The following is a 25,764-nucleotide window of genomic DNA, read 5'->3' on the forward strand; positions in this document are numbered from 1 at the left end:
GCCATCCCGGGTGTCGCGAAAGCCACTTTCGGGACGTCTGATGTCCTGAAAGTGGCTTTCGCGACACCCGGCCACCAGGCAGTCGCGAGGAGACCTTCACGGACCCAACCTGCGATCAAACGCACCGGGAATCCAGTAGGTGCCTAAGGCACCGTTGGCTCTAACCCGAATCGCCCCTCGCGATCCCCACGACCTGACGAGAGCCGCTGTTCCCAATGGCGCATTGGAGGCACTGGCCGCGGGGCATTTTCCGTATCCTGGGAGCTGGCGTGACGTCCGTCCCAAAGTCACCAAGGAACCACCGCGGCGGGTGTGAAGGACCCTTTCACTACCTTCAGGGTTGGCAGGAGGCCTTCACGGCCAAGTGAACGCGTGCACAGGGCGGCCCCTCGCTCAGTTCACACACGACGTCCTGAGTAGGTGAAGGCCCCCTTCACCGCGCTAGGCGCAATGAAGGGGGCCTTCATGTACTTGATGCGTGAGTGTCCGGGTCCTCAGCGCGACCTGGAACAGTCACGGCTCAGCCTCAGGCGGGGGTGTCGCCCCACCACTGGCTGCGGCCACCGGCGATGAAGCTCCACAGCTGGAGCCGCGTGCCGTTGGAGGCCGAGTTGCCCTCGGCGGTCAGGTACCGGCCGCTGCTCGGGTTCTGGAACCGGACGTAGCCCTCGGGGTTGACGGTGCCGCCCCACCACTGGTTCTTGGCACCGGCGATGAAGTCCCACAGCTGGACGATGGTGCCGTTCTTGTTAATGGTGTTGAGGTCCGCGTCCAGGTAGCGGCCGCTGGCCACGTTCTGGAAACGGGAGTAACCCTCGGGGTTGTCGGTGATGTAGAACGCCTGGTGGTCCGCGTCCAGGTTGCAGTCCCAAAGCTGCATCCTGGTGCCGTTGCGGTTGATGCTGTTGAGGTCCGCGTCCCAGCACTTGTTCGCGTCCAGCCCGGACGGGATCAGGTACATGTCCGCGTCGGCCACGCCGGCGGCCTGCGTGCGCGCGCCGGTCGAGGTGCGCTTGACCGGGATGAGCTTGATGCCGTGCACGGAGACCGTCTTGAACCCGTCGCCGGTGGGCTGCGGGGCCGCGGTGGCGGCGGGTGCGGTGACCAGGGTCAGCACACCGGCCGCGGCGGCGATGATTCCCGCCAGACGCTTCATTTTAGTCATTTCTTCCCCTTTTATGGAAAGCGTTTTCTCCCAGTGAGGTGAGGGAGAACGGCAGGAATCGTCAGACCACGACGAAGCGCGGCCCTTTGGGTCCTGCCGGTGAATCCCCCTCGTGGAAGGCTCCGCGTAAACCCCCGAGAAGCGGACCTTCTTCGAACATCATTCAGGTCTGAACCACGGCCGTCGAGGAGATTTCCGGGAGCGGCAATGAGGCAGCTCAGCCATGTAACGGAACGGCGTGGCTCGCGATCACACGGCGAAGACTCCGATCAAGGCGAGGACATCCGTGCGCATCGAGCTGACGTTGCAGGACCTGACGCGCGTCCGGCTCGCGCCCGAAGCCGATCCCTTGGCCGAGCTGGTTTCCAGCTTGCAGATCCTGCAACGGCGCGACGCGGGCTCGGCGTTGTTCAACCGGTGGCGGCACCGGGTCCGGCTGGGACTGACAGAGTCGGCCTCGGTGCTGCTGTGGCTGTGCCGCCCGTACACACCGATCCCGGCGTTTCTCGTGCCGGACGTCGACGAAAGCGGTTTGGAGGCGGGGCTCGCGGAGATCGCCCGGACCGACTCGGTGTGCTTGAAGGCGGCGTTGCGGGACGCCCCGGTCAACCGGGAACTGCCCGGTTGGGCGGCGGGACTGCCGGATGGGGACACCGCCGGGCTCCCGAGGCTCGTCCAGGCGATGCAGGACTACTTCGAACTGTCGTTGGCGCCGGGATGGGAACCGGCGCGGGCGCAGGTCGACGCGGATCGCGGGATGCGGGCGCAGCTTCTCCTGCACGACGGAGTGGGCGCGGTCCTGACGAGTCTGCGGCCGCTGGTGCGCTGGTCGTCTCCGGTGCTGGAGATCGCCGGTGGGATGATCGGTTCCCGCGGCGCGGGCGGGACCGGGCTCGTGCTCTCGCCGACCTACTTCGCGGTGTGCCCGGTAGTCGTCCCGGCGGCGGGTGAGGCGCCGGTCCGGCTGCTGTATCCGTCGGTGCGGCAAGCGGCCCCGTCGACCGGGTACGGCCGTGACGTGCGGAGGTCGCCGGACAACGCTCTGGCCGACCTGCTGGGACCGACGCGGGCGGCGGCGCTGGCGGTCCTCGCCGTCGGGTGCAGCACGTCCGAGCTGGCCGCCAGGCTGGGAGTGACGCCGTCGGCGATCAGCAAGCACACCACCGTGCTGCGGCGCGCGGGGCTGATCACCACCGAACGCGACCGCAACGCCGTGCTGCACTCGCTGACGCCGTTGGGCAGCGCCCTCCTGGGTGCTTAGGGCGTGTTTCATGAGCCTGTTCGATGGGCTTCGTGATCCTGCTGGGCGCGAAGACCACGAACTTGGCTTGTGAAACGCGCCCTAGTTCCGGTAGATGGTCAGCGCACTGGGCCGCGACCGGAAGCGGAAGTCGTTGCCGAGCGGCCCGACCTCGCCGTCGGTGGCGACGCGGCGGTTGCCGTTGAGTAGCCGGACATGCAGTTCCGGGACGTCGAGTTCCTGGTAGACGTGGCTCGCGTTGAGGCTGTTCGTGATCGTGGCCAGGATGAACCGCGCCCGGGAGTAGGGAAGGTCGGCTCGCAGGTAGCGGACGTCGAGGAGGCCGGTGTCGAGCGCCGGGCGGTGCGAGGGCGCGAACCCCTTCGGCGCGTAGGTGCCGTTGCCGACGAACAGCAGCCAGATGCTGGTCGTCTTCCCGTTGAGGGTCACTTCCAGCGGCTTGGCGCGCCGGAGCGCGCGGGCGAGCGCGATCGCCGCGGACGGCCATTTCGGGTGCCGCTTCTGCAGCCTTTCCCGCACCCGCACCATTTCCGGGTAGCCGCCGAGGCTGGCGGTGTTGACGAAGTAGCGGTGGTCATCGGCGTCGTTGATCTCGACCTCGCCGAGGTCGACGCCCACGGCGTTGCCCGCCTCGGTGGCGGCGTCCGCGTCGGGCATGGAGCGCATGCCGACGTCGCGGGCGAAGTGGTTGAGGGTGCCGGCCGGGATGAGCGCGAGCGGCAGGTCGTGGTCGGCCGCGACGGAGGCCACCGCGGCGACCGTCCCGTCCCCGCCGGCGACGCCGAGCGCACGCACGGTGCCGTCACGGGAGGTGATCTCGTCGACGAGCTGTTCGTGCAGGTTCCGCTTCGAGTCCGGGTACAGGATGGTCGCCTTGGGCCACGCGAAGCGGGCCTCCTCGGTCGGGTCCTGCCCGTCGATTCCGGAGCGCGGGTTGACCAGGACGAGCATGTCCTCGCCGTCGCGCATCTCGGGTGCTTCCGCGGTGTGCGCGGTGCGGCCGGGGATATCGGGGTTCAGCGGCCACCAGTGCCTGGTGAGCAGGCCGGCGCCGATGCCGATGCTGATCCCGACGCCGACGTCACTCGGCCAGTGGACGCCGGTGTGGACCCGGGAGTAGGCCACGGCGGCGGCCAGCGGCACGAGGGCCGCGCCTGCCCTTGGCGATTCCATCGCGACGGCCGTGACGAAGGCGGCCGCGGACGCCGAGTGCCCGGAGGGGAACGACGACGAGGTCGGACGCCGGACGAGGCGCCGGTGCATCGGCACCTCCTCGGCCGCGGGACGGCGGCGGGGGAACAGCGGTTTGCCGATGAGGTTCGCCGCGGCGCTCGCTCCGGCGATGGCCGCCACACCGCGGAGCGCGCCCCGGCGTGTCGGGCCCTTCTTCGCCGCGAGCAGGACCGCGACACACCACCAGAGCTTGGATTTGTCCGCACTTTTGGAGAGCGAGGTGATCACGTCGTCGGCCCGGGTCCTCGGCAGCGCCGCACTTCGTGCCATCAGCCGCCTGTCGGTCCGCCCGACCTTGCGGAAAGGGCGCTTGAGCTGCTTCAACACGGTTCCACCGCTTCCGGGTCGGGATGTCATGCGCGTGATACCCGATCGGGCCTTCCCGCACACCTTTCACCGAATGCAACGTACCGACCGCGTGTCGCCGCCCGAACGGCGCACCGTCAGTGGGTCCTCACCGCCTACTCTGGTGGGATGCAGCGGCGGATCTTTGGCATCGAGACCGAGTTCGGGGTCACGTGCACCTTTCACGGGCAACGCAGGCTCTCCCCGGACGAAGTGGCGCGTTACCTGTTTCGGCGTGTCGTGTCGTGGGGGCGTTCATCGAACGTCTTCCTGTCCAACGGCTCGCGGCTCTACCTCGACGTGGGCTCCCACCCGGAATACGCCACGGCCGAATGCGACGACCTCGTCCAGCTCGTCACGCACGACAAGGCGGGGGAGCGGATCCTCGAGGATCTGCTGGTCGACGCCGAGCGCCGGCTGGCGGACGAGGGCATCGGCGGCGACATCTTCCTGTTCAAGAACAACACCGACTCGGCGGGCAACTCCTACGGCTGTCACGAGAACTACCTGGTGACCCGAGCCGGTGAGTTCTCCCGGATCGCCGACGTGCTGCTGCCGTTCCTGGTGACCCGGCAGCTGATCTGCGGCGCGGGGAAGGTCCTGCAGACGCCGCGTGGCGCGGTGTACTGCCTGTCCCAGCGAGCGGAACACATCTGGGAAGGCGTCTCCAGCGCCACCACCCGTTCGCGGCCGATCATCAACACCCGCGACGAACCGCACGCCGACGCCGAGCGGTACCGGCGCCTGCACGTGATCGTCGGCGACTCGAACATGGCCGAACCGACCACGATGCTCAAGGTGGGGTCGGCGAACCTGGTGCTGGAGATGATCGAAGCGGGTGTCCAGTTCCGCGACTTCACCCTGGACAATCCGATAAGGGCGATCCGCGAGATCAGCCACGACCTCACCGGCCGCCGCCAGGTGCGGCTCGCCGGCGGCCGCGAGGCGTCCGCGCTGGACATCCAGCGCGAATACCACGCCCGCGCCGTCCAGCATGTCAAGGAGACCGGTTCGTCGCCGCAGTCCGAGCGCGTCGTCGAGCTGTGGGGCCGGGCGCTGGAGGCGGTGGAGCAGCAGGACTTCAGCAAGATCGACACCGAGATCGACTGGGCGATCAAGCACCGGCTGGTCGAGCGCTACCGCGCCAAGCACGACCTCGATCTGTCGAGCCCGCGGATCGCGCAGCTCGACCTCGCCTACCACGACATCCGGCGTGGCCGCGGCATCTTCGACTTGCTCCAGCGCAAGGGGCTCGTGCGCCGGGTCACCGACGACGGCGAGATCGAACTCGCCAAGGACACCCCGCCGCAAACCACGCGGGCGAAACTGCGCGGTGACTTCATCGCCGCCGCGCAAGCCGCCGGACGTGACTTCACCGTGGACTGGGTGCACCTGAAGCTGAACGACCAGGCGCAGCGGACCGTGCTGTGCAAGGACCCGTTCCGCTCGGTGGACGAACGCGTCGAGAGGCTGATCAGCTCACTTTGATTGGTCCGTGAAGGCCACCTTAGGGGACTCTGGGTCCCCTAAGGTGGCCTTCACGGTTCCTCGACCGAGAAGGGTGCGCCCATGCGTGCGTTGCTGGTCCTGCTGGGAGCGGTCGTCCCGCTGGCGTTCACCGGCGTCGCGCACGCCGCGCCGGAACGCCCCGATCCCGCGTGGACGGAGACCCCGACCGGCACGAGCGCGCAGTTGCGCGGGCTGTCCGCGGTGGACGCGAGGACGGCGTGGGTCAGCGGTAGCGGGGGCACCATCCTGCGTACCACCGACCGCGGCCGCACCTGGAAGCCCGTCGCCCCTCCCGAGACGGCGGCGCTCGACTTCCGTGACATCGAGGCCTTCGACGCCGACCACGCCGTCGCCCTGTCCATCGGACCCGGCGACGCGTCGCGGATCTACCGCACCGACAACGGCGGCAGGAGCTGGCGACTGTCCTTCCGGAACAGTGACCCGGCCGCCTTCTACGACTGCATCGCGTTCTTCGACGAGCGGCGGGGCCTCGCGATGAGCGATCCGGTGGACGGCAAGTTCCGATTGCGGTCCACTTCGGACGGCGGCCGCACCTGGAAACCCGTGCCCGCCGAAGGCATGGTGCCCGCGCTGGACGGCGAGTTCGGGTTCGCCGCCAGTGGCCAGTGCCTCACCACGTCGGGCCCGCGCGACGCCTGGATCGCCACCGGTGGCGGTGCCCGCGCCCGCGTCCTGCACTCCGGTGACGGCGGACGGACGTGGGAGGCCGCCGACACCCCGTTGCCCAGCGCCGCCTCGGCCGGGGTCTTCTCGGTGACGTTCCGGGACCCGCGGCACGGCGTGGCCATCGGCGGTGACTACGCGGCCCCGAACGCGCCCGGCCCCGCCGTCGCGTTGAGCGCCGACAAGGGGCGAACCTGGCGGACGCCGTCGGAGGCACCCGTCGGCTACCGATCCGGCCTGGCGTGGCTGGGGAACACGGTCATCGCCGTCGGCCCCGGCGGAAGCGATCTGAGTCCGGACGGCGGTCGGCATTGGAAGTCGTTCGACACCGGTTCGCTGGACTCCGTCGACTGCGCCCGCGGCGCGTGCTGGGCGAGCGGGGCGAAGGGGCGAGCCGCCCGGCTCGGCGGGGTTTAAGCTCGAAGGACCATGACCGCACACGCCGAACCCGTCCAGGACACCGCCGAGCACCTGGTCGAGGTGCTCAAGGCACTCGCCAACCCGGTCCGGCTCCAGGTGCTGGGGTGGCTGCGCGAGCCGGACCGGCATTTCCCGCCGGAGAAGGCGATAGCCGACCAGCACGAGGTCGGCGTCTGCGTGAGCCATCTCCAGGAGAAGCTGGGGCTGGCGCAATCCACGGTGTCGGCGTACATGGCGCTGCTGCAACGAGCCGGGCTCGTGAAGTCCACGCGCGTGGGGAAGTGGACCCACTACCGCCGTGACGAGCGGCGGATCGCACAGCTCGTCGACCTGCTCGGACGGTCCATCTGAACCTCGCCGGGAATAACATATCGAGAATCTGCGATAATTCGATATGTTAGGGACTCGAGCTGAGGAGAGACAGATGGAACTGGGGCGTTTCGGGATCTGGACGTTCGACTTCGAGGATCAACCCGCGAGCATGCTGCGGGATTCGGTGCGGGAACTGGACGAACTCGGCTGGCCCGCGATCTGGATCCCGGAACGGGACGGCCGTGAGGCGCTGACCCACGCCGGATTTCTGCTCTCGGCCAGTGAACGGATCGCCGTGGTCAACGGGATCGCGCGGATCGGATCCCGCGGGGCGCGCTGGGCCCACGGTGCGGCACTTCTGCTGGCCGACGCCTATCCGGGCAGGCACGTACTGGGGCTCGGCTTCGGCGGCGCGCGTCCCGGGGCCAAGCCGCTGGAGGCGATGAGCGAGTACCTCGACGAACTCGACACCGTCACCAGCGCGAACCCGCTGCCCGCGGCGCCGATCCGGCGACTGCTCGCCGCGTACGGGCCGAAGATGCTCGGGCTCGCCCGCGACCGGTCCGAGGGCGCGCACACCTATCACGTGACGGTGCCGCATACCGCCGAGGCGAGGGAAGTGCTGGGGGACAAGGTTTTTCTCGGCGTCGAGCACGCGGTCCTGTTCGAGACTGACCCCGGCAAGGCCCGTGAGATCGCCCGCGAGCACCTCCACCCGTATCTCACATCGGAGTACAACGTCGCCAAGTTCCTTCGGCTCGGCTACACCGAAGCCGACATCGACGGTGGCCGCGGCAGCGACAGGCTCGTCGACGACCTCGTGTTCTGGGGCGACCTCGACACCGTCGTCGCGAAGCTGCACGGACATCTCGACGCCGGTGCCGACCACGTCGGGATCCAGGTCATCGGTGCCGAACCCGGCGAATCGGCGATGCCGCACTGGCGGCGGCTGGCCGAGGCGCTGCTGCCGCGCTAGCGGACCTGGCCGGTCGGGCGCACCACGATCTCGTTGACGTCGACCGAGGGCGGCTGCTCCAGCGCGTAGAGCACCGCCCTCGCGATGTCGTCGGGTTCCAGTTTCGGCTTGGACTTCGAATCCTCGGGGATCATGGCGGTGTCGACCAGTCCGGGTTGCACCACGGTGACCCGGACGCCGGTGCCGACGGCCTCCTCGCGGATGGACCCGGCGAGCCCGGTCACCGCCCATTTCGTCGCCGAATAGAGGTTGCCGGGCCGGTGATAGCGGCCGGCGACCGAGCCGGTGAGTACGAGATGTCCCTTCGAATCCGCCAGCGACGGGAGGGTCGCCCGTGCCGTGAGGGCCGTTCCGTAGACATTGGTCAGCACCATGTCCCGCCATTGCTCGGGTTCGGCGCCGCCGTCACCGAAGAAGGAGACGACGACGCTCTGGCCCGCGTTGGCGAACACCGCGTCCAGTCGGCCGAAGGTCTTCTTCACCGTCTCCACGGCGGAGGACAGCGAGGTCCAGTCGGTGACGTCCACCGCGAGCGCGAGGGCGCGATCCTCGCCGAACTCGGCGACGAGGGGGAGCAGGGCCTCGCGGTCGCGGGAGAGCAGCGCCAGGCGGAACCCGGCCGCCGCGGCCCGGCGTGCGGTGGCCTCGCCGAGGCCGCGGGAGGCGCCGGTGATCAGCAGTACTCGATCGTTCATACGTCCAAACTAGGCGGCGTGTAGGTGTCCCACTCGGGCACCGGTTCGCCGACGAGCGAGGCGCCGAGCCGGTCGAGATAGAAGTGCCAGCCCTTGGCGATGTCGGAGGTGTCCCACTCGGGCTTGGGCATCCGGTGCACGAACTCGAGCACCGTTCCCGTGCCGTGCGAGGTCAACGTCAGCTCCACCCGCCAGGTCGGCTCCTCGGTGTTGTGCAGATCCACCACCAGCCGTTTCGGCGGATCGCATTCGCGGATGACGGCAGGCCCCGGTTCGGACCCCTCCTCCGCGGTCATCAGCAGCATGATCGTGTTGCCGACCCCGGCCTCGCCCGTCCAGGTGCCGATCCAGCGGGCCGTGCGCTCGGATTCCGTGAGTGCCGACCAGACGTCTTCGATCGTGTCCGGGTACTCGCGCCGGAGTTCGAGCCGGGTTTCATCCTTGTCCATGACGCGAAGATAACCATAGGCTTAATTAAGCGTCAACTTATTCGTTGGTCGGAATCCGTCGGCCGGGGAGTCCGCCCGGCAAGGCGCTCGTGCGCCGGCGCGGCGCCGTCCGCGCGGATCCAGACGTGCTCGACCTTGACGCCACGCGAGAGAATCGGCGCCACTCCGGCCGCGGTCGGTCACTGCGTCGAGGACCTCGAGTCCGAACAGGGCCGCGTCGACGCCACCGCGGATCTCCGTCCGCACACGGTCGGCCAGGAAGTCTCCACGAGGCACGAAAACCTCCGCCTCCGCGTGCGTGCCGGGCGCGGTCGCGGGCCGATCCCGCAAGCCGATCACGGCGCCGACCGGGTGACCCCGGCCGCCGCCACCTTCACCCGCACCTGGCCGGTTCCCGGGACGGGCACCGGGATCTCGGCGAACGTATGGGGAGTTACTCTCCATCGGGAAGTACGCACTTCGAGGTGCCCAACCCACGCGGAGGTACGCGAACCGTGGTCACGCGCACGGCACAGGAACGCCGGAACGAGGAGAAGCGGGCCTATGACGCCTACCTCGCGGCCTGCCCGGCCCGGAAGCTGCTCGACGAGGTCTCGGGCAAATGGGTCAGTCTCGTCCTCGTCGCCCTCGGCGACGGGCCCGAGCGCTACAGCGATCTCTCCCGCCGGATCGCCGGCGTCAGCCAGAAGATGCTCACGCAGACACTGCGGACCTTGGAGCGGGACGGCCTGCTGACCCGCACCGTCACGCCGTGCGTGCCGGTCCGCGTGGACTACGAACTGACCGAACTCGGCCGGAGCCTGCTGCGGCTGGTGGCCGGGCTCAAGGACTGGGCGGAGACACGGTTCGACGAGGTCGAGTCCGCCAGGGATCGTTACGACGCGCGATCGGCGGCTGTCACCATCGGGTCGGACGGCGCGGGCTAGGGTAGCCGGGTGTCCACCGCACGCGCCGAACGATTGGTCAACCTGGTTCTGGCCCTCCTGTCCACCCGGCAGTACCTCACCGCCGAGCGGATCCGGGGCATCGTGCCCGGGTACGCCGACGCGGCCAGCGACGAGGCCTACTTCCGCATGTTCGAGCGCGACAAGACGGAACTGCGTGAACTCGGCATCCCGCTGGAGACCGGCCGCAACTCCGCGTTCGACGCGATCGACGGCTACCGCATCGCGCGCCGCGACTACGAACTCGGCGAAATCGACCTCGCGCCCGACGAGGCGACCGCGGTGGGTCTCGCCGTCCGGCTGTGGGACTCGCCGGAACTGACCGGAGAAGCGCAGGGCGCGCTGGTGAAACTCCGCGCCGCCGGGGTCGAGGTCGACGACCACGCACCCACCGTCGTCGAACCCCGCGTCCGCGCGGAGCCCGCGTTCGGCCCGCTGCTCGCCGCCGTCCAGGCCGGGCAGGCGGTGCGCTTCGAGTACCGGCGCAGCGGTTCGGCCGAACGCAGGATCCGCACCCTCGAACCGTGGGGCGTGGTGTCCTGGCGAGGCCGCTGGTACGTCGTCGGACATGACAGGGACCGTGGCGCGTCCCGGTGTTTCCGGCTCTCCCGCGTGACCGGGAAGGTCGACGCCTTCGGGGAATTCGGCGTCGTCGAACGCCCGGAAGGGGTCAACCTGCTGCGGATGGTCTCGGCCAGCAGCAGCGAGGACCCGTCCGCGCCGACCACCGCCAGCGTGTGGGTCGCCGACGGCCGGGCCGCCGGTGTCCGCCGTCGTGGCCGGGTCGTCGGCCGCAGCGACGCCGGGGGAGAAGAAGGCGACCTCGTGGAGATCGAGCTGTACTACCCCGAATCCGCCGCCGACTGGCTCACCGCCCACGGCCCGGACGTCCTGGTCCTCGAACCCGAGGTGCTCGCGAAGTCGGTCTTCAGCCGCCTCGAAGCCATCGCTCACGCCGGTGGTGCCCGATGAGCACCACCGGACGGATGCCGCGCCTGCTCGCGCTCGTGCCGTATCTGCTCGCCCGGCCGGGTATCAAGATCACCGACGCCGCCCACGATTTCGACGTCACGCCCAAGCAGCTGCGCAAGGACCTCGAACTGCTCTGGATGTGCGGGCTGCCCGGCTACGGCCCCGGCGACCTGATCGACCTCTCCTTCGAGGGCGACACGATCGTCGTCACCCACGACGCCGGCATGAACCGCCCGCTGCGGCTCACCGGCGGCGAGGCGACCGCCATGCTCGTCGCGTTGCGGGCGCTGGCCGAGACGCCCGGCGTGCTCGACGCCGACGCCGTCCGCCGCGCCATCGCGAAGATCGAAGCCGCCGCGGGCCAGGCCCAGCCGTCGGGAATCGTCGTCGGTGGGGGAGTCCGCGAAGGCAAGAAGACCGCTAGTACCCGCGAAGCCGTCCGGGCCGCGCTCACCGCGAAGCGCGCGTTGCGGATCCGGTACTACACCGCGTCCAAGGATCAGATCACCGAACGCACCGTCGACCCGATGCGGCTGCTCATCGTCCAGGCGGTCGGCTACCTCGAAGCGTGGTGCCGCCGCGCGGAGGACGTCCGGCTGTTCCGGCTCGACCGCATCGACGAACTCACCGTGCTCGACGAACCCGCCGTCCCGCCAGCGCACGCGCGGCCGACCGACATCTCCGACGGAGTTTTCCGCCCTCGTCCCGATCAGCAGGAAGCCGTCATCCTCCTCGATCCCGACGCACGCTGGGTAGCCGAGTACTACCCTTGCGACGAACTCGACGAGCTCGACGGTGGACGCCTGCGGATCCGGATGCGGTACGCCGACGAGTCGTGGATGGTCCGGCTGATCCTCGGCTTGGGCGGAGACGCGCAGGTCGAGAGCCCGGTCACGCTCGGAGAGGCAGTTCGTCAGCGGGCGGCCGACGCGCTGGCGCGGGCTTGTCACCTTGCGTCAACCTACGAGCAGTAGGGTGACGCCGTGTCGTACCTGCCGAGCATCGCGCTCGCCGTCGCCGGGCTGCTCGCTCTCTTTGTTCTGCTCATCAAAGTACGCAGAGTCTTGCGCGTGCTCACCCATACGATGAGCATGGTGGCTACGAACACCCAAAAACGGACAGGGCTCCTTCGCGCCCGGTCGGCCGCGCTCCGCGTGGCGATCGCGCAACGACGTGGGCCCGAAGACCGGTAACATCTCACTCAGAGACTCGAGAAGGAGGCCGCAAACGATGAACGCGCTGCAGCCGTGGCACATCATCATCCTGGTGCTCGTCGTTGTTCTGCTGTTCGGCGCCAAGAGGCTTCCGGACGCCGCGCGGTCCATCGGCAAGTCCATGAAGATCTTCAAGGCCGAGACCAAGGACATGGCCGGAGACAAGGACAAGGCCGCCGAGACCGAAGAGGTCGAAACCAAGCAGCTACCGCAGGCCACCACGCCCGCGCCCGCCGCCTCGGCCGCGCAGGACAAGCAGGTCGCCGACCTCCAGCGCCAGCTCGACGAACTCAAGAAGCAGCAGGCCACCGCGCCCGCTCCGGCCGAGCAGGCGCAGAAGAACGTCAGCTGAGCGGTCTGGCAAGCAGCTTCTAACCAGCTCAGCGGAGCCTGTTCGCGGATGAGCGCGCCGAAGCCACGGCGCGCTCACGGTGGACCCTGACTAGAACGGACTGTCCAGTGGCGGATTCCGCCTCCGGTGAGGAACGTCGCGGGTCGAAGCGGCGTAAGCGCAGCCGTCGGACCAATCCCGACGGCACGATGACGCTCATCGAGCACATCTACGAATTCCGGCGCCGTCTGGGCTTCGCGCTGCTCGCCATCCTGGCGGGCGGGATCATCGGCTTCCTCTGGTTCCAGACCAGGGTGGGGGCGCTCCCGTCGTTGGGCGACATCATGACCGGCCCGTACTGCGGCATCCCGTGGGAGCGCAGGCTCGGAGCCAAACCGGACGGCCCCTGTCAGCTGCTCCAGACGGTCCCGTTCGAAGCCTTCATGATCCAGCTGAAAGTCGGTATCGCCGCGGGCGCGGTGCTGCTGGCGCCGCTGTGGCTCTACCAGGTCTGGGCGTTCATCGCGCCCGGTCTCTACTCGAAGGAGCGCAAGTACGCGCTCACCTTCGTCTTCTTCGCGTCGATCCTCTTCGCCACCGGCGCCGTGCTCGCGTACCTGCTCATCCCGCACGCTCTCGAACTGCTGATGAACTTCGGTGGCGACCAGTTCATCACCGCCCTCACCGGTGACAAGTACATCTCGTTCATCCTGTCACTGCTGCTGATCTTCGGCGTCAGCTTCGAACTCCCGCTGTTCGTGGTGATGCTGAACCGCGTCGGCGTCCTGAAGTACCAGACGCTGAAGAAGTGGCGCCGCGGCCTGATCATGGTCGTGTTTGTCTTCGCCGCGTTCGCCACACCCGGCTCCGACCCGTTCTCGATGATCGCGCTGGCCGGCGCACTCGTGGTGCTCCTGGAGCTGTCCATCCAGATCGCGCGCTTCCACGATCGCAAGCTCGACAAGGACCGCGGCACCGAGGGCTGGGACAAGCTCGACGACGACGAGGCCGCGCCGTTCGACTACACGCCGAGCACGATCGACGACGAGCCCTCGGCCACCACCGGTGGCAAGCGGACCAGCACCGACGACGTCACCTGAGCCCGGGATGCACGCGGCACTGGCCGTCCACCCCGCGTCCGGTAACGGGGCCGCGGGACGGCTGATGGAGTCGGTCGCGGCGCGGCTGCGGCCCGTCGTGGACCGGCTCGACGTCCTCGCCGCCAACACGGTCGAGGAATCCCGAGCACTGATGACCGACTCGCGCGCGGCCGGGCTGGACGTCCTCGTCGTCCTCGGCGGTGACGGCGCGGCACACCAAGGCGTCCAGTTCTGCGCCGAATCGGGGGTCGCCCTCGGCCTCGTCCCGGCGGGCACCGGCAACGACTTCGCCAGGGCTCTCGGCATTCCGGAGAGCCCGCACGCGGCCGTCGACCTCGTCGCCAGGCAGCTCGCGAAGGGGAAAAGGCGGAGGATCGACCTCGGCCGGGCCGGTGGCGAATGGTTCGCCACCGTTCTGTGCTCCGGCTTCGACGCCCTGGTCACCGAACGCGCCAACCGGCTGACTTGGCCTCGCGGACCGCGCCGCTACGACGTCGCGATCCTGGCCGAACTCGCCGCTTTCCGGCCCCGGCCGGTGGTGCTTCGCACCGACGTCGAGACGCTCGAACTCGACGCCACCATGATCGCCGTGGGCAACACCCCGTGCTACGGCGGCGGCATGCGGATCTGCCCGGGAGCCGACCCGGAAGACGGTTTGTTCGACGTCACCGTCGTGGGGAACGCGACCCGGCGTGACCTCCTCCGGATGCTGCCCGGCGTCCGCTCCGGCGGTCACCTCGCGCATCCGGCGGTGCGGACCCTCAAAGCCGCCCGGATCCACCTCGCGGGCAGCGACCTGCCCGTCTACGCCGACGGCGAACCGCTGGGCAGGCCGCCGGTCGACATCACCTGCGTCCCCGGAGCGCTCACCGTCCTCGGCTGAGCCCGGCGTAGCCGCCCGCGCGCCATACCTGGCCCCGGAACGTCGCGGCCGCCATCAAAGCGCCGCGCGGAAAGAAAGTGCCGTCGCGGCGATGACAGAACCAGCCCTGCCGCCAGTACGCGAGCGCGTCCGGGATGCCGCGGCGGATCCTGGCGTTGCGCCGCAACCGGAGCACGAACAACACGGCGAAGAGCGCGACCAGCGCGAACGCGCCGAACGGGAAGATCGCCGCCTCGGCGCACCCGCCCGCGGTCACCGACACGCCGCGATGCGCCGTCACGGCGTAGACCACGCCGTCACCCGCGGGGACGGCCGTCATCGACCGTTCCCGGGATCGTCACACCGAGTGCGAACTGTCGGTGGGGTATGGAACCCTGACGAAGTGGTCAACAGCCCTTCTCAGACCCCGGCCGAGGCGTACGCAGCCTCCCAGCGCCGCGCTCGCTACCCCCAGCTGACCCGGTTCGCCGCGGAATCGTCGTTCGAGTTCGACGACTTCCAGATCCGCGGCTGCGAGGCGCTCGAAGACGGCCACGGTGTGCTCGTCTGCGCGCCCACCGGCGCCGGGAAGACCGTGGTCGGCGAGTTCGCGGTGCACCTCGCCCTCGCCGAGGGCCGCAAATGCTTCTACACGACACCCATCAAGGCGCTGTCGAACCAGAAGTACGCAGACCTCGTCGCCCGCCACGGCGCCGACGCCGTCGGCCTGCTGACCGGTGACACCTCGATCAACGGCAACGCGCAGGTCGTGGTCATGACCACCGAGGTCCTGCGCAACATGCTCTACGCCGGGTCCTCGACCATCGGCGAGCTCGCGTACGTGGTGATGGACGAGGTCCATTACCTCGCCGACCGGTTCCGCGGCGCCGTCTGGGAAGAGGTCATCCTCCATCTGCCGGAGCACGTCCGGGTCGTCGGCCTGTCGGCCACGGTGAGCAACGCCGAGGAGTTCGGTGAATGGCTGGTCGAGGTCCGCGGCGACACCACCGTCGTCGTCGACGAGCACCGTCCCGTCCCGCTGTGGCAGCACATGCTCGTCGGCAACCGGTTGCTGGATCTGTTCGCCGGCCAGGAGGAGCACGCGCCAGGCGCCGAACTGCGGATCAACCCCGGCCTGCTGCGCCGCACCGAGGAGATCGGCGGACGTTTCGCCCCGGCCGGATTGCGCGGGCCGAGAGGACGGCGGGGGGTGCCCTCGCGGATGCCGAGGTACCGGCCGCCGTCCCGCACCGACACCGTCGAGCGGCTGGACAGCGCCGGTCTGCTCCCGGCCATCGTGTTCATCTTCTCCCGCGCCGGCTGCGACGCCGCCGTCGGTCAGTGTGTCCGGTCCGGCCTGCGGCTCAACGGCCCCGAAGAGGTCGAGAAGGTCCGGCGCATCGTCGCCGAGCGCACCAAGGACCTGCCCGAAGGCGACCTCGGCGTCCTCGGTTACTGGGAATGGCGTGAGGCGCTCGAACGCGGGATCGCCGGGCACCACGCCGGGTTGCTCCCGGCGTTCAAGGAGACCGTCGAGGAATTGTTCGTCCAGGGCCTGGTGAAGGTCGTCTTCGCCACCGAGACGCTCGCGCTGGGCATCAACATGCCCGCGCGCACCGTCGTCCTGGAACGGCTGGTGAAGTACAACGGCGAGGCACACGTCGACCTGACACCGGGGGAGTACACGCAGCTCACCGGGCGGGCCGGGCGGCGCGGGATCGACGTCGAAGGTCACGCCGTCGTCGCCTGGCAGCCGGGGATCGATCCGAAGCAGGTCGGCGGTCTCGCCTCGACCCGGACGTACCCGCTGCGGTCGTCGTTCCGGCCCGGCTACAACATGGCGGTGAACCTGGTTGCCCAGGTCGGCGCCGAGGCGGCCCGCGATCTGCTGGAGCAGTCCTTCGCCCAGTTCCAGGCCGACCGGTCGGTGGTCGGGACGGCGCGGCGGATCGAGCGGAACAAGGAGGCCCTGCGGGGTTACACCGCCGCCATCACCGGCGAGTTCGACGAGATGCTCGAGTACGTCGAGCTGCGCGCGAAGATCTCGGCCAGGGAGAAGGCGCTCTCGCGGCAGAACACCTCCGCGCGCCGGGCGGGCACGGCCGAGTCGCTGGAGAAGCTCCGCAAGGGCGACGTCATCGCCGTGCCCGCGGGCAGGCGCGCGGGGCTCGCGGTCGTCGTCGACCCGGGCCTCGACCCGATCCGCGAACCGCGCCCCGTCGTGGTCACCGAGGACCGCTGGTCCGGCCCGCTCTCGGTCTCCGACTTCCCGGCGCCGGTGGAGGCGCTGGGGAACATCAAGCTGCCGAAGCACATCGAGTTGCGTTCACCCAAGACTCGTCGTGACATCGCGTCGAGCCTGCGCAACGCGGGAATCTCCTTGCCTGGCAGGCAAAAACGCCGCGCCGGGGCGAATGAGGACGGTGAACTGGCCGCACTGCGGCGAGCCTTGCGAGCGCACCCTTGCCACGGGCTCGCCGAGCGCGAGGCGAACCTGCGCTGGGTCGAGCGGCACCAGCGTCTCTCGGCGGAGACCGAGCAACTGGAACGCAAGGTCGCCGCGACCACGCATTCGCTCGCGCGTGCCTTCGACCGCATCCTGCGGCTGCTCGGCGAGCGCGGCTACCTGGGCCCCGAGTCCAAAGGCGACGGTGAGGACCGCGTCACCGAACACGGCCAGCGCCTCACCCGCCTCTACAGCGAGTCCGACCTGCTCGCCGCCGAATGCATCCGGCACGACGTCTGGAAGGGCCTGGCCCCCGCCGAACTCGCGGCCGTCGTCTCGACGCTGGTCTTCGAGGCACGCCGCGACACCGCGGGCGAGCCGCGCCTGCCCGCGGGCAAGGTGCCGGACGCCTGGCAGGCGACCACACGTCTGTGGATGGAACTCACCGAAGACGAGCGCCGGCACAAACTGGACCGCACCCGCGAGCCCGACGCCGGCTTCGCCTGGCCCATCTACCGCTGGGCGCGCGGCGAATCACTGGAGAAGGTCCTCACCGCCGCCGAGGCTAACGGGCAGGAGCTGTCCGCCGGTGACTTCGTGCGGTGGTCACGGCAGGTCATCGACCTACTGGACCAGATCCGCGACGTCCTCGGGCGGGCCGATCCGGTGGGCGCGGCGGCCTCGGACGCGGTGAAGGCCTTGCGGCGCGGCGTCGTGGCGGCGGGCGGCGCGTAACGGTCTCGTCCTCTGGCGCCTTGGCCTACGAAGTCACTTCAAGCGACCACGGCGCCGGGCCTGGAGGGTCGGGGTGGTCGTGAGTGGTGTTTCGGGTTAGGGCCAAGAGTGTTCTTGGTACCTGCGGCAGGCGACTTGGAGCACTCGCGGGGAGCCTCACTAGCCCCACTGGTCACGATGAGGGCGCGTGAAGGCCCCCTTCCCTCGGCTGAGCCGAAGAAACGCGACCTTCACACCTTCCTGTACTCCAAGCGACCAGGGTGCCGGTACCGGGAGGCTCCGGGTGGTCGTGAGTGGCGATTCGAGTTGGAACACGAATCGCCATTCACGAGGGACCGGTCGCGGTGCCTGTCGCAGGCGTCCTGAAGGCCACCTTCGAGACGTTGAGCGTCCTGAAGGTGGCCTTCAGAGCACCGGCCGGGTAGCCGTGAGGACAATGCGGAACACTCACCGCCCGGTCTGAAGACCGTCAGCCGCTACGGAACGTGCCTGAGTCGCGCTTCGGCCGGAATGCTCGTGGATGGCGACGACGGTCAGAACCGCCTCACCACTCACGAGACGTTGGGCTGACCGGCGGATTCGACGCCCCGCCGGTGTGAGCACGGTCGCGTCGAGTTGCCCCGACACCACCCGGGAACAGTGGGCAGGGGCGCCGACCTGTGGTTGGATCGCCCACGACGGCCAGGTGACACCGGCCGGTGACGATGGCGGAACAGGCGGAGGCGAACGATGAGCACGCCGTATGGCGGCAACGACCCGCAGCAGCAGCCCCCATGGGGGCAGCAGCCGGGCTACGGGCAACAGCCGGGAGGCGCTCAACCGCCGAGCGGGCCGCAACAGCAACCGCAATGGGGGCAGCAGCCGCAGCACGACCCGTCGCAGACGCAGCAACAGCCCCAGTGGGGCCAGCAGCCCGCGCCCTACGATCCGTCCCAGCAGCAGCCCGGGTATCCGCAGACCGGTCAGCAGCCCGGCTACGACCCCTCTCAGACGCAGCAACAGCAGCCGCAGTGGGGCCAGCAGCCGCCGCAGTACGGCCAGCAGCCGGGCTACCCGCAGAGCGGACCCCAGCAGCAGCCCGGTTACCCGCAGAGCGGCCCGCAGCAGCAGCCGCAGTACGGGCAGCCGCAGCAGCAGGGCCAGTTCGCGGGCGCCCAGGGCGAGGCGCAGGACAAGCCGAAGTCCAAGAAGGGCCTGTTCATCGGGATCGGCGCGCTCGTGGTGATCATCGCCGCGGTCGGCATTCTCGGGTTCGTCACGCCGGGCTGGTTCAACACCCAGGTCTTCAACAACACCCAGATGCAGACCGACGTGCAGAAGCTGCTCACCGAGACCTACGGGATCAAGGAGATCAGCGCGGTCACCTGCCCCGCGGGCCAGGAGGTCAAGGACGGTGTGAAGTTCACGTGCACCGCCACGATCGAGGGCAAGCCGCAGGAGGTGCCGATCACCGTGAAGGGTGACACCGGCAACTACGAGGTCTCGCCGCCGGCCACCACCAAGTAAACGGCGGGCGTCCGGGGCGGTCGATCCTGCATGATCGTCTCATGAGCGACTTCTCAGTACGGCCGCTCCGGTCCGACGAAGACCGGGCGGCGTTGGATCTGTTCAGGCGGGCCTTGCACGTCAAGGAGATGACCGACGAGGAATGGTCGGCCGCCGCCATGTCGTTCCAGCCGGACCGGGGTTTGGGCGCGTTCGATCCGGAACTGATCGGTACAGTGCGGTCGTTCGACTCGGAAGTGACGCTGCCCGGTGGCGGCACCACCCCGCTCGCCGCGGTCAGCCTCGTCGGCGTCCGAGCCGACCGCATCCGCCGCGGTGTGCTGACGGCGTTGATGCGTGCCCAGTTCGAGGATTTCGCCGCCCGCGGCTTTCCCGCGGCGATGCTGCACGCGTCCGAAGGCGCGATCTACGGCCGGTTCGGCTACGGCGTCGCCGCGCGGGGCAAGTCGATCGAGGTCGACAGGCACCGTGCCCGGTTCCGTCCCGAGGTCCCGTCCGGTGGGCAGATCTCCTTGCTGGATCTGGAAGGCACCATCGAGCAGTGGCCGTCGCTCTTCGACGCCCTCCCGCGGACCCGCCCCGGCATGATCGCGCGGAGCCCGAATCTGTGGCCGGGCTACGTCCGGGAGGTGCGCCGGTCGACCACCCCGATCGCGACCGCTGTGCATCAGGGCCCGGACGGGACCGACGGCTATGTCACCTACACCGTCGAGAGGTCCCATTTCGGCGCACCGGCGCAGCTGAAGATCCAGTCCTTCCATTACGCGAGCCCTGACGCGTTCGCCGGGCTGTGGCGGTACTTGCTGTCCGTGGACCTGGTCGACCGCATCACCGCCGAGAAACGGCCGCTCGACGAACCTGTCGAGTTGCTGTTCACCGACCCGCGCCACGCGGCGGTGCAGAAGACCCTGGACGAAGGCTGGCTCCGGTTGGTCGATGTCCCCGCGATGCTCGACGCCCGGACGTACCACGGTGAACCGGTCGTCATCGAGGTGAACGATCCCTTCCTGGAGCACAACTCCGGCCGCTATCGCCTTTCCGAGGAAGGCGCGGCCCGCACGACGGACCCGGCGGACCTCGGACTGGACGCCGACACGCTGTCGATGCTGTACCTGGGTGGCTGGCGCGCGTCGGATCTCGCGACCGCGGGACGGGTCCGCGCGACCGGTGAGTCCGCGTTGGAGCGAGCGGACCTGCTGTTCGGCACGCGGGTGAACCCCTGGTGCGGTACCTTCTTCTGACGTGGGGAGATCACGTTTCCGGGGGTGGAGAAGCTTGAGCAGGCGAGCCGTCGCGACGGTCGGTCTGTGCTGTGCCGCTTTCGTGGTGCTGGCGGCGTGTTCGGACACGCCGCCAGCACCGCCGGCGACGAAGACCGTCACAGTTCCGCCGTCGACGAGCACGCAGGTCACCGCCAGCACGTCGGGCGGCTCGTCCTCCTCCAGCGCTCCGGGCAGGGTCTTCGACCCCAGGACCATGCAAGCGGACGTGAAGAAGGTCCTCACCGAGACCTACCAGCTCCGCAACGTCGGTGACGTGCTTTGCCCGGCGAACCAGGCGGTCAAGGACGGCAGCACGTTCAGCTGCACCGTCCAGGTCGGCGGGGAGGGCAAGACCGTCACGATCACCGTCACCGGTGAGGACGGCCGCTACGAAGTCGGCGCACCCGGCTGAAAACCGGTTGGGATTCTCCGGTTTCGGGCGGCAGGATCGCTGCCATGAGCGAATTCCACGTACGTGCCGTGGCCGAAGGTGAACAGCGAGCCTGTCTCGAACTGCTCGAACAGGCCTTGCACGCCAAGCCGATCTCGGACGAAGCCTGGGCCAAGATGGCCCGGACCTGGCCCGCGGCCGGGAAGTTCGCCGCGTTCGACGACCATGGCACCCCGGTGGGGATCGCCAGTTCCTTCGGCACCGAACTCACCGTCCCAGGTGGACGGAAGCTCGCGACCGCCGCCGTCGACGGGATCGCCGTCCGCGCCGACTGGACCCGCCGCGGAATCCTCACCGCGATGATGGCCACCCAGCTGGAGGACATCGCCGCGCGCGGCGTCCCGCTCGCCGCGTTGCACGCCTCGGAAGGCGTCATTTACGGCCGCTTCGGCTACGGCGTGGCCACCTATGGCAAGGGCGTTCTCGTCGAGCGTCCCCGGGCCAGGCTCCGTGACGGCCTGGGACGGGACGGCGTGGTCCGCTTCCTCACCCCGGCCGAGGCGGTCGAGCGGGTTCCCGCCCTGTATCGCCGATTCACCGGCGAACGGCCGGGTTTCGCCGCCCGCCCGGAAATGTGGTGGCCGGGCTTCTTCGAGCGGGTCGTCACCGGGAACGACGGCTACCGTGTCGCCGTCCACAGTGGACCGGACGGCGAGGACGGTTTCGTCGTCTACCAGACCGTCGACATGCGCGACCGGCAGGCGCCGGAGCGCGGTGCGCTGCTCGACATCCGTGAACTGCATGCCGCGACACCGCGGGCGTGGGCGGGACTGTGGCGTTTCCTGCTGTCGATCGACCTGGTCTCGGCCGTCGCCGGACGAGGCCGCCCGATGGACGAGCCGATCGCCGAAATGCTCACCGACCCGCGTGCGGTCACCACCACCGAGGTCATCGACGATCTGTGGCTGCGACTCGTCGACGTACTCGCCGCGCTTCAGGCGCGCACCTACGGAACCGCCGAAGCCGTGGTGCTGGAAGTGTTCGACAGGCAGCTTCCGGACAACAACGGCCGCTATGCCGTCGGCCAGGACGGCGTGGATCGCACCACCGCCGAAGCCGACCTGAGGTTGGACGTCGACACCTTGGCGTCGCTGTACCTCGGCCACGGCCTTTTCAGCGACCTGGTGACGGCAGGCCGCGTCGAGGTACTGAACGAGGCGGCGGTCGCCCGTGCCGACGCGTTGTTCCACACCGTGCGCGCCCCGTGGTGCGGGACGTTCTTCTAGGCCGGGTTGTGACGCGGTTTGATCCGCACCCGCGGCAGCGTGGGTGCGGGCAACCACGCCGTGGCACCCTGATAGCCCTCCACTCGGCCGAATCGATCCGCTTGTGCTTGCCACGCCTCGCGGTACTCGGCGATCTCGTCGTGGCTGCGGCCGACGAAGTTCCACCACAGGACGAGTTCCTCGGTGAACGGGGTCCCGCCGAGGAGGAGCACACGGGCCGCTTCGCCGCCGTGGTTGGCCAGGTCCAGCCGCCCGGGGCCGGGGGCGAGGTAGGCGAGTTCCCCGTTGCCCAGCGCGGTTCCGGCGACGGTGACGGAGCCGATGTCCTGAAGGACACCATGTTCGAAGGCCGGGTCGACGTCGAGACGCACTGTCGACTCAGGCTCCACGGTGAGTTCGGCGCCCAGCAGGGGAGTGAACGCCGGGACCGGTGACGTGGTCCCGGCGAGGCTGCCGAGGAAGACCCGTGCGGTGGCGCCGTCCAGCCGGAGCAGCGGCGGCGCGTAGTGCCGGAAATCCCGTAAGGTGTCGCGGTGTTCGTCCGGCAGCGCGATCCACAGCTGGACGCCGTGCAGCGTCGAAGTGTCCGGTGTGGACACTTCCGAATGCGCTATGCCGTGCCCCGCGGTCATCAGGTTGAGTTCACCGGGCCGGACCATGGCACGCGTGCCGATGCTGTCGCGGTGCTCGATCTCGCCGCTGAACAGCCAGCTCGCGGTCTGGAGCCCGGTGTGCGGATGCGGCGCGACGTCCATCCCGCCGGATTCCGACACGTCTTGCGGCCCGTAGTGGTCGGCGAAACACCACGCGCCGATCAGGGACCGCTGCCGTTGCGGAAGCGTCCGGCGGACGCGGATGGCCCTCGGCCCGCCGAGTGGGACCTCGCGCGGGGTCAGCACGGTGACGCCGTCACCCGGCCGGTCCCGGCACAGCAGTTCGGCCGGGTCGGTCTCGGTGTTGCTCACGACTGGGGGAGCGCTGCCAGCAGACGCTCCACCGAACGGCCGAGATTCCAGCGTTCCGCCAGTTCCGCGACCTTGTCCGGGTCGGCTGGCTCGGACGGCACGGTGTCCGGCCGGGACTGCTCTACCGGCGCGTCGGCGGCGACCCGGACGACGGTCGGCGCGACCGCGAGATAGTCGGCGGCGTCGGTCAAGCGAAGCCTGGTCTTGAGCGGCACGCGCGAGTCGCCGGCATTGGACGCCTCGATGAGTTCCTGCAGTGAGCCGAACTGCGTGATCAGTTTCGCCGCGGTCTTCTCGCCGATCCCGGCCACGCCGGGCAACCCGTCCGACGGGTCCCCGCGCAGCGCGGCCATGTCGGCGTACCCGGGGCCGGCGTTCCCCGCCGGGATCCCGTACTTCTCGGCGAGCTCGTCCGGGCCGAGGATCTCGGCCTTGTTCCAGCCCTTGCCGACGTAGATGACGACCGTGGACGTCGGCTCGTGACGGACCAGCTGGAACAGGTCACGGTCGCCGGTGATGACCTCGACCGGTGCCTTCTCCTCGCGGATCGCGAGCGCACCGATGACGTCGTCGGCCTCGTATCCGGCCGCCTCGGCCGTCGCGAGCCCGAAGGCCTCCAGCAGTTCCAGGATGATCGGGACCTGCGGGGTGAGCGTGTCCGGTACTTCTTCGACGTCGCCGCCCTCCGGAACCTCTTCGGCCACGCGGTGCGCTTTGTAGCTGGGCAGCAGATCGGTGCGGAACTTCGGCCGCCAGTCCGCGTCCAGGCACGCCACGAGCCGGGCGGGCCGCCGGTCGACGAGGATCCGTGCGACGGTGTCGGTGAACCCGCGTACGGCGTTGACCGGCGTCCCGTCCGGGGCGGTCATCGACTCGGGCAGTGCGTAGAACGAGCGGAAGTAGAGGCTCGCGGAATCAAGGAGGGCGAGAGGTCCGGTCACGCGGACAGCCTGCCATGTTCCGGCCCGGATGTCCGTGGAGGACCCGACCCCCAGCCGAGTCCTCCACGGACACCTGTCAGGCGGCCGGTGCCGGGCCCCGCGCCTGACGGACTCAGATCTCGACCATGGACTCCTGGACCCGGTTCAGGTCGTCCTCGCTCAGCGGGATCCCCGCTACCAGCGTGAACCGCAGGCCGTCGGCGTTCCAGGTGTAAACGTGGCCCGATCCTTCCCCGGGCTGGAAGGGAGCACCGTCTTCCGGACGCTGGTCCACGACGACCTGGTACCGGCCGGCGGGGACCATGAGCGAGGTTTGGTAGGCGCCGGTGATCCAGTTGCCACTGCTGGACCTCGTCCCCACGCCACCCGGCCAGTAACGCGGGATCCGCGCCTGCCGCGCCGCGGCGGCCCGGACCGAATAGGGCTGCTCCAGGAGTTCCCGAGACCGTGCGGTGCTCGGGATCGGGCGCTCCGGCCCGTCCCAGGTGAACAACTCGTCGCCGAGATCCATGTCCGTCGTGAACTCGGTGAACTCCACGACGTGCGTGAACTCCGGCGAGCCGATACGCCGGAAGAGCCGGACCCCGGTGGCGGCGTCGACCGCCACCAGTTCGCCGTCTTCCGTCTCGTACTCCCACGTCGGGCGGCCGAGCCGGGTGCCGGCGGAGATCCCGGACGGCGTGGTTTCCCACCAGTGGTCGTCCAGCACTACGCGACCGACGAGGTGGTGGCAGACCGCGGTGATCGAGTGATGTGTCGAAGAGACGGCCCGCCGACGGGGACCACTTCGTAGGACGGCGGCTCACCCGGCTGATCGAAGATCCAGTGCGCCCGCTCGTCGCTGATGTAGAGCGGTTCGCCGTCCGCGTCGGCGAACCGGCGTTCGTCGACGGAGCGGTGCCACAGCTTGATCGTGCGTGGCTCCGCTCCCGGGCTGGTCACCCTTATGGTGCCCGCCACGGCGACCCGGTACGCGGCGGCCAGCAGGCCGCTCAGTTCGGGCCAGCTCGGCACGCGCGAAGCCGCGTGAACATCCCCGGTCATTTCTCCTCCTTGGTACTCGAGGGGAAGCTAGCGGTGGGCACCGACAGTTCCGTCGTCCCCTCGTCAGGCGGAGTAAGGCCGGGCCTGACGCGCGTCACGCAGGGCGTGAGCCCACCAGCCCAGCTGGTTCAGCTGGGTGGTGGCCGCGAGATCGGCGCCGTCGGCGTCCAGGTGTTCACCGTCGGACCCGAAGTTGTTCCAGGCGTAGGGGAAGCTCACGGTCTCGCGGATCGTCATGGCGTGGAGTTCGGCGAAGACCGGGCGCAGGTGCTCGACCGCGCGCAGGCCGCCGGAGATCCCACCATAGGAGACGAAGGCGACTGGCTTCCCGTGCCATTCGCTGCCGGTGTTGTCGAGAGCGGTCTTGAACGGGCCGGGGTAGCTGTGGTTGTACTCGGGGACGATCACGACGACGGCGTCCGCGGCGGCGACGCCGGAGGAGAGTCCGTCGGGGGATTCGGCCAGGTCGATGACGGACAGGTTGACGTCTTCGCGTTGTTTGGCGCGGTCTAGGAACCAGTTCGCGACTACCGGAGCGAAGCGTCCTTCACGGACGCTTCCGATCACGACGGCGAGGTTGTAAGGCGTCTCAGTTGTCATGTCGCAAACCGTAAAACCTGAACCTTGCTAGAGGTCAAACTCCGGATTCGCCAATGCCTGAACCGATAACCGCAGAGAACTCTTTGCAGAGAAGTCTCTGCGGTTGTAGGGTCGGC

General features: G+C 69.2%; 27 protein-coding genes. 17 read left to right on the forward strand and 10 right to left on the reverse strand.

The annotated features are described in order from the left end of the window. Nucleotides 1–526: 526 nt before the first annotated feature. Nucleotides 527–1,165: an RICIN domain-containing protein gene (locus BS329_RS34390; RefSeq protein WP_076166697.1), complete on the reverse strand. Its 639-nt coding sequence runs from the start codon at nt 1,163–1,165 to the stop codon at nt 527–529. 286 nt (nt 1,166–1,451) lie between these two features. Here BS329_RS34390 and BS329_RS34395 point away from each other — a divergent pair, with 286 nt between their 5' ends. Beyond that, the gene (locus BS329_RS34395) at nt 1,452–2,426 is read left to right on the forward strand and encodes an ArsR/SmtB family transcription factor (protein ID WP_076166699.1); all 975 of its coding nucleotides are present in this window, start codon (nt 1,452–1,454) and stop codon (nt 2,424–2,426) included. An 81-nt stretch (nt 2,427–2,507) separates the two neighbouring features. On the opposite strand, the gene BS329_RS34400 is transcribed toward BS329_RS34395, so the two are convergent. After that, nucleotides 2,508–3,986: a bifunctional phosphatase PAP2/diacylglycerol kinase family protein gene (locus tag BS329_RS34400; RefSeq protein ID WP_076166702.1), complete on the reverse strand. Its 1,479-nt coding sequence runs from the start codon at nt 3,984–3,986 to the stop codon at nt 2,508–2,510. 147 nt (nt 3,987–4,133) lie between these two features. Between BS329_RS34400 and pafA the strand changes: the two genes are divergently transcribed. The 4 genes from pafA to BS329_RS34420 all read left to right on the forward strand — a co-directional run bounded on the left by pafA (nt 4,134) and on the right by BS329_RS34420 (nt 7,905). After that, nucleotides 4,134–5,492 (forward strand): Pup--protein ligase, encoded by a 1,359-nt coding sequence (gene pafA, locus BS329_RS34405; protein ID WP_005150872.1) that lies wholly within the window; start codon nt 4,134–4,136, stop codon nt 5,490–5,492. 81 nt (nt 5,493–5,573) lie between these two features. Beyond that, entirely contained in the window at nt 5,574–6,614 is a 1,041-nt protein-coding gene (locus BS329_RS34410) for a WD40/YVTN/BNR-like repeat-containing protein (protein WP_076166704.1), read from the forward strand. A 12-nt stretch (nt 6,615–6,626) separates the two neighbouring features. Next, on the forward strand, nt 6,627–6,968 hold the full coding sequence (locus BS329_RS34415; RefSeq protein WP_076166707.1) for an ArsR/SmtB family transcription factor: 342 nt from the start codon (nt 6,627–6,629) through the stop codon (nt 6,966–6,968). A 73-nt stretch (nt 6,969–7,041) separates the two neighbouring features. Continuing rightward, nucleotides 7,042–7,905, forward strand: a complete 864-nt coding sequence (locus tag BS329_RS34420) for a TIGR03620 family F420-dependent LLM class oxidoreductase (protein ID WP_076166710.1) — start codon at nt 7,042–7,044, stop codon at nt 7,903–7,905. On the opposite strand, the gene BS329_RS34425 is transcribed toward BS329_RS34420, so the two are convergent. Both BS329_RS34425 and BS329_RS34430 read right to left on the reverse strand, forming a co-directional pair. Further along, entirely contained in the window at nt 7,902–8,600 is a 699-nt protein-coding gene (locus BS329_RS34425) for an SDR family oxidoreductase (RefSeq protein ID WP_076166712.1), read from the reverse strand. The genes BS329_RS34420 and BS329_RS34425 overlap by 4 nt on opposite strands. Then, nucleotides 8,597–9,049, reverse strand: a complete 453-nt coding sequence (locus BS329_RS34430; protein WP_076166715.1) for an SRPBCC family protein — start codon at nt 9,047–9,049, stop codon at nt 8,597–8,599. Before BS329_RS34430 ends, BS329_RS34425 begins: the two co-directional genes overlap by 4 nt. Before the next feature lie 494 nt (nt 9,050–9,543). Between BS329_RS34430 and BS329_RS34435 the strand changes: the two genes are divergently transcribed. The 7 genes from BS329_RS34435 (at nt 9,544) to BS329_RS34465 (ending at nt 14,493) form a co-directional block, all read left to right on the forward strand. Further along, complete coding sequence (locus BS329_RS34435) at nt 9,544–9,975, forward strand: winged helix-turn-helix transcriptional regulator (RefSeq protein ID WP_076166718.1); 432 nt, start codon at nt 9,544–9,546, stop codon at nt 9,973–9,975. A 9-nt stretch (nt 9,976–9,984) separates the two neighbouring features. After that, the gene (locus tag BS329_RS34440; RefSeq protein WP_076166720.1) at nt 9,985–10,965 is read left to right on the forward strand and encodes a helix-turn-helix transcriptional regulator; all 981 of its coding nucleotides are present in this window, start codon (nt 9,985–9,987) and stop codon (nt 10,963–10,965) included. Continuing rightward, complete coding sequence (locus tag BS329_RS34445) at nt 10,962–11,939, forward strand: helix-turn-helix transcriptional regulator (protein ID WP_076166723.1); 978 nt, start codon at nt 10,962–10,964, stop codon at nt 11,937–11,939. The genes BS329_RS34440 and BS329_RS34445 overlap by 4 nt, the downstream gene beginning before the upstream one ends. Before the next feature lie 9 nt (nt 11,940–11,948). After that, entirely contained in the window at nt 11,949–12,158 is a 210-nt protein-coding gene (locus tag BS329_RS34450; RefSeq protein WP_076166725.1) for a bacteriophage holin, read from the forward strand. Between the two features lie 37 nt (nt 12,159–12,195). Beyond that, nucleotides 12,196–12,531 carry a Sec-independent protein translocase subunit TatA gene (tatA, locus tag BS329_RS34455; protein WP_076166727.1) on the forward strand — a complete coding sequence of 112 codons (336 nt, stop codon included), beginning with the start codon at nt 12,196–12,198 and terminating at the stop codon, nt 12,529–12,531. 107 nt (nt 12,532–12,638) lie between these two features. Then, entirely contained in the window at nt 12,639–13,610 is a 972-nt protein-coding gene (gene tatC, locus BS329_RS34460) for a twin-arginine translocase subunit TatC (RefSeq protein ID WP_076166729.1), read from the forward strand. A gap of 7 nt (nt 13,611–13,617) precedes the next feature. Next, nucleotides 13,618–14,493, forward strand: a complete 876-nt coding sequence (locus BS329_RS34465) for a diacylglycerol/lipid kinase family protein (protein WP_076166733.1) — start codon at nt 13,618–13,620, stop codon at nt 14,491–14,493. Here BS329_RS34465 and BS329_RS34470 read toward each other — a convergent pair. Beyond that, nucleotides 14,477–14,812: a hypothetical protein gene (locus tag BS329_RS34470; protein ID WP_076166736.1), complete on the reverse strand. Its 336-nt coding sequence runs from the start codon at nt 14,810–14,812 to the stop codon at nt 14,477–14,479. The genes BS329_RS34465 and BS329_RS34470 overlap by 17 nt on opposite strands. Nucleotides 14,813–14,875: 63 nt before the next feature. On the opposite strand from BS329_RS34470, the gene BS329_RS34475 reads away from it, so the two are divergent. The 5 genes from BS329_RS34475 (at nt 14,876) to BS329_RS34495 (ending at nt 22,098) form a co-directional block, all read left to right on the forward strand. Then, on the forward strand, nt 14,876–17,653 hold the full coding sequence (locus tag BS329_RS34475) for a DEAD/DEAH box helicase (RefSeq protein WP_076166738.1): 2,778 nt from the start codon (nt 14,876–14,878) through the stop codon (nt 17,651–17,653). 729 nt (nt 17,654–18,382) lie between these two features. Then, nucleotides 18,383–19,159 carry a DUF4333 domain-containing protein gene (locus BS329_RS34480; RefSeq protein WP_076166741.1) on the forward strand — a complete coding sequence of 259 codons (777 nt, stop codon included), beginning with the start codon at nt 18,383–18,385 and terminating at the stop codon, nt 19,157–19,159. Between the two features lie 41 nt (nt 19,160–19,200). Continuing rightward, nucleotides 19,201–20,400: a GNAT family N-acetyltransferase gene (locus tag BS329_RS34485; protein WP_076166744.1), complete on the forward strand. Its 1,200-nt coding sequence runs from the start codon at nt 19,201–19,203 to the stop codon at nt 20,398–20,400. A gap of 34 nt (nt 20,401–20,434) precedes the next feature. Beyond that, entirely contained in the window at nt 20,435–20,833 is a 399-nt protein-coding gene (locus BS329_RS34490) for a DUF4333 domain-containing protein (RefSeq protein ID WP_076166746.1), read from the forward strand. Nucleotides 20,834–20,877: 44 nt separating this feature from the next. Next, nucleotides 20,878–22,098 carry a GNAT family N-acetyltransferase gene (locus tag BS329_RS34495; RefSeq protein ID WP_076166749.1) on the forward strand — a complete coding sequence of 407 codons (1,221 nt, stop codon included), beginning with the start codon at nt 20,878–20,880 and terminating at the stop codon, nt 22,096–22,098. On the opposite strand, the gene BS329_RS34500 is transcribed toward BS329_RS34495, so the two are convergent. From BS329_RS34500 to BS329_RS34520, 5 genes are all read right to left on the reverse strand, one after another. Beyond that, nucleotides 22,095–23,063 (reverse strand): pirin family protein, encoded by a 969-nt coding sequence (locus BS329_RS34500; protein WP_076166752.1) that lies wholly within the window; start codon nt 23,061–23,063, stop codon nt 22,095–22,097. The genes BS329_RS34495 and BS329_RS34500 overlap by 4 nt on opposite strands. Then, on the reverse strand, nt 23,060–24,004 hold the full coding sequence (locus BS329_RS34505; protein ID WP_076166754.1) for a 5'-3' exonuclease: 945 nt from the start codon (nt 24,002–24,004) through the stop codon (nt 23,060–23,062). The genes BS329_RS34500 and BS329_RS34505 overlap by 4 nt, the downstream gene beginning before the upstream one ends. Nucleotides 24,005–24,116: 112 nt before the next feature. Continuing rightward, nucleotides 24,117–24,713, reverse strand: a complete 597-nt coding sequence (locus BS329_RS34510; protein ID WP_076166757.1) for a hypothetical protein — start codon at nt 24,711–24,713, stop codon at nt 24,117–24,119. After that, nucleotides 24,713–25,048 carry a hypothetical protein gene (locus BS329_RS34515; RefSeq protein ID WP_076166760.1) on the reverse strand — a complete coding sequence of 112 codons (336 nt, stop codon included), beginning with the start codon at nt 25,046–25,048 and terminating at the stop codon, nt 24,713–24,715. The genes BS329_RS34510 and BS329_RS34515 overlap by 1 nt, the downstream gene beginning before the upstream one ends. A gap of 63 nt (nt 25,049–25,111) precedes the next feature. Further along, complete coding sequence (locus BS329_RS34520) at nt 25,112–25,648, reverse strand: NADPH-dependent FMN reductase (protein ID WP_076166762.1); 537 nt, start codon at nt 25,646–25,648, stop codon at nt 25,112–25,114. Nucleotides 25,649–25,764 lie beyond the last annotated feature (116 nt).

Source organism: Amycolatopsis coloradensis (assembly GCF_001953865.1).
GTDB classification, from domain to species: domain Bacteria; phylum Actinomycetota; class Actinomycetes; order Mycobacteriales; family Pseudonocardiaceae; genus Amycolatopsis; species Amycolatopsis coloradensis.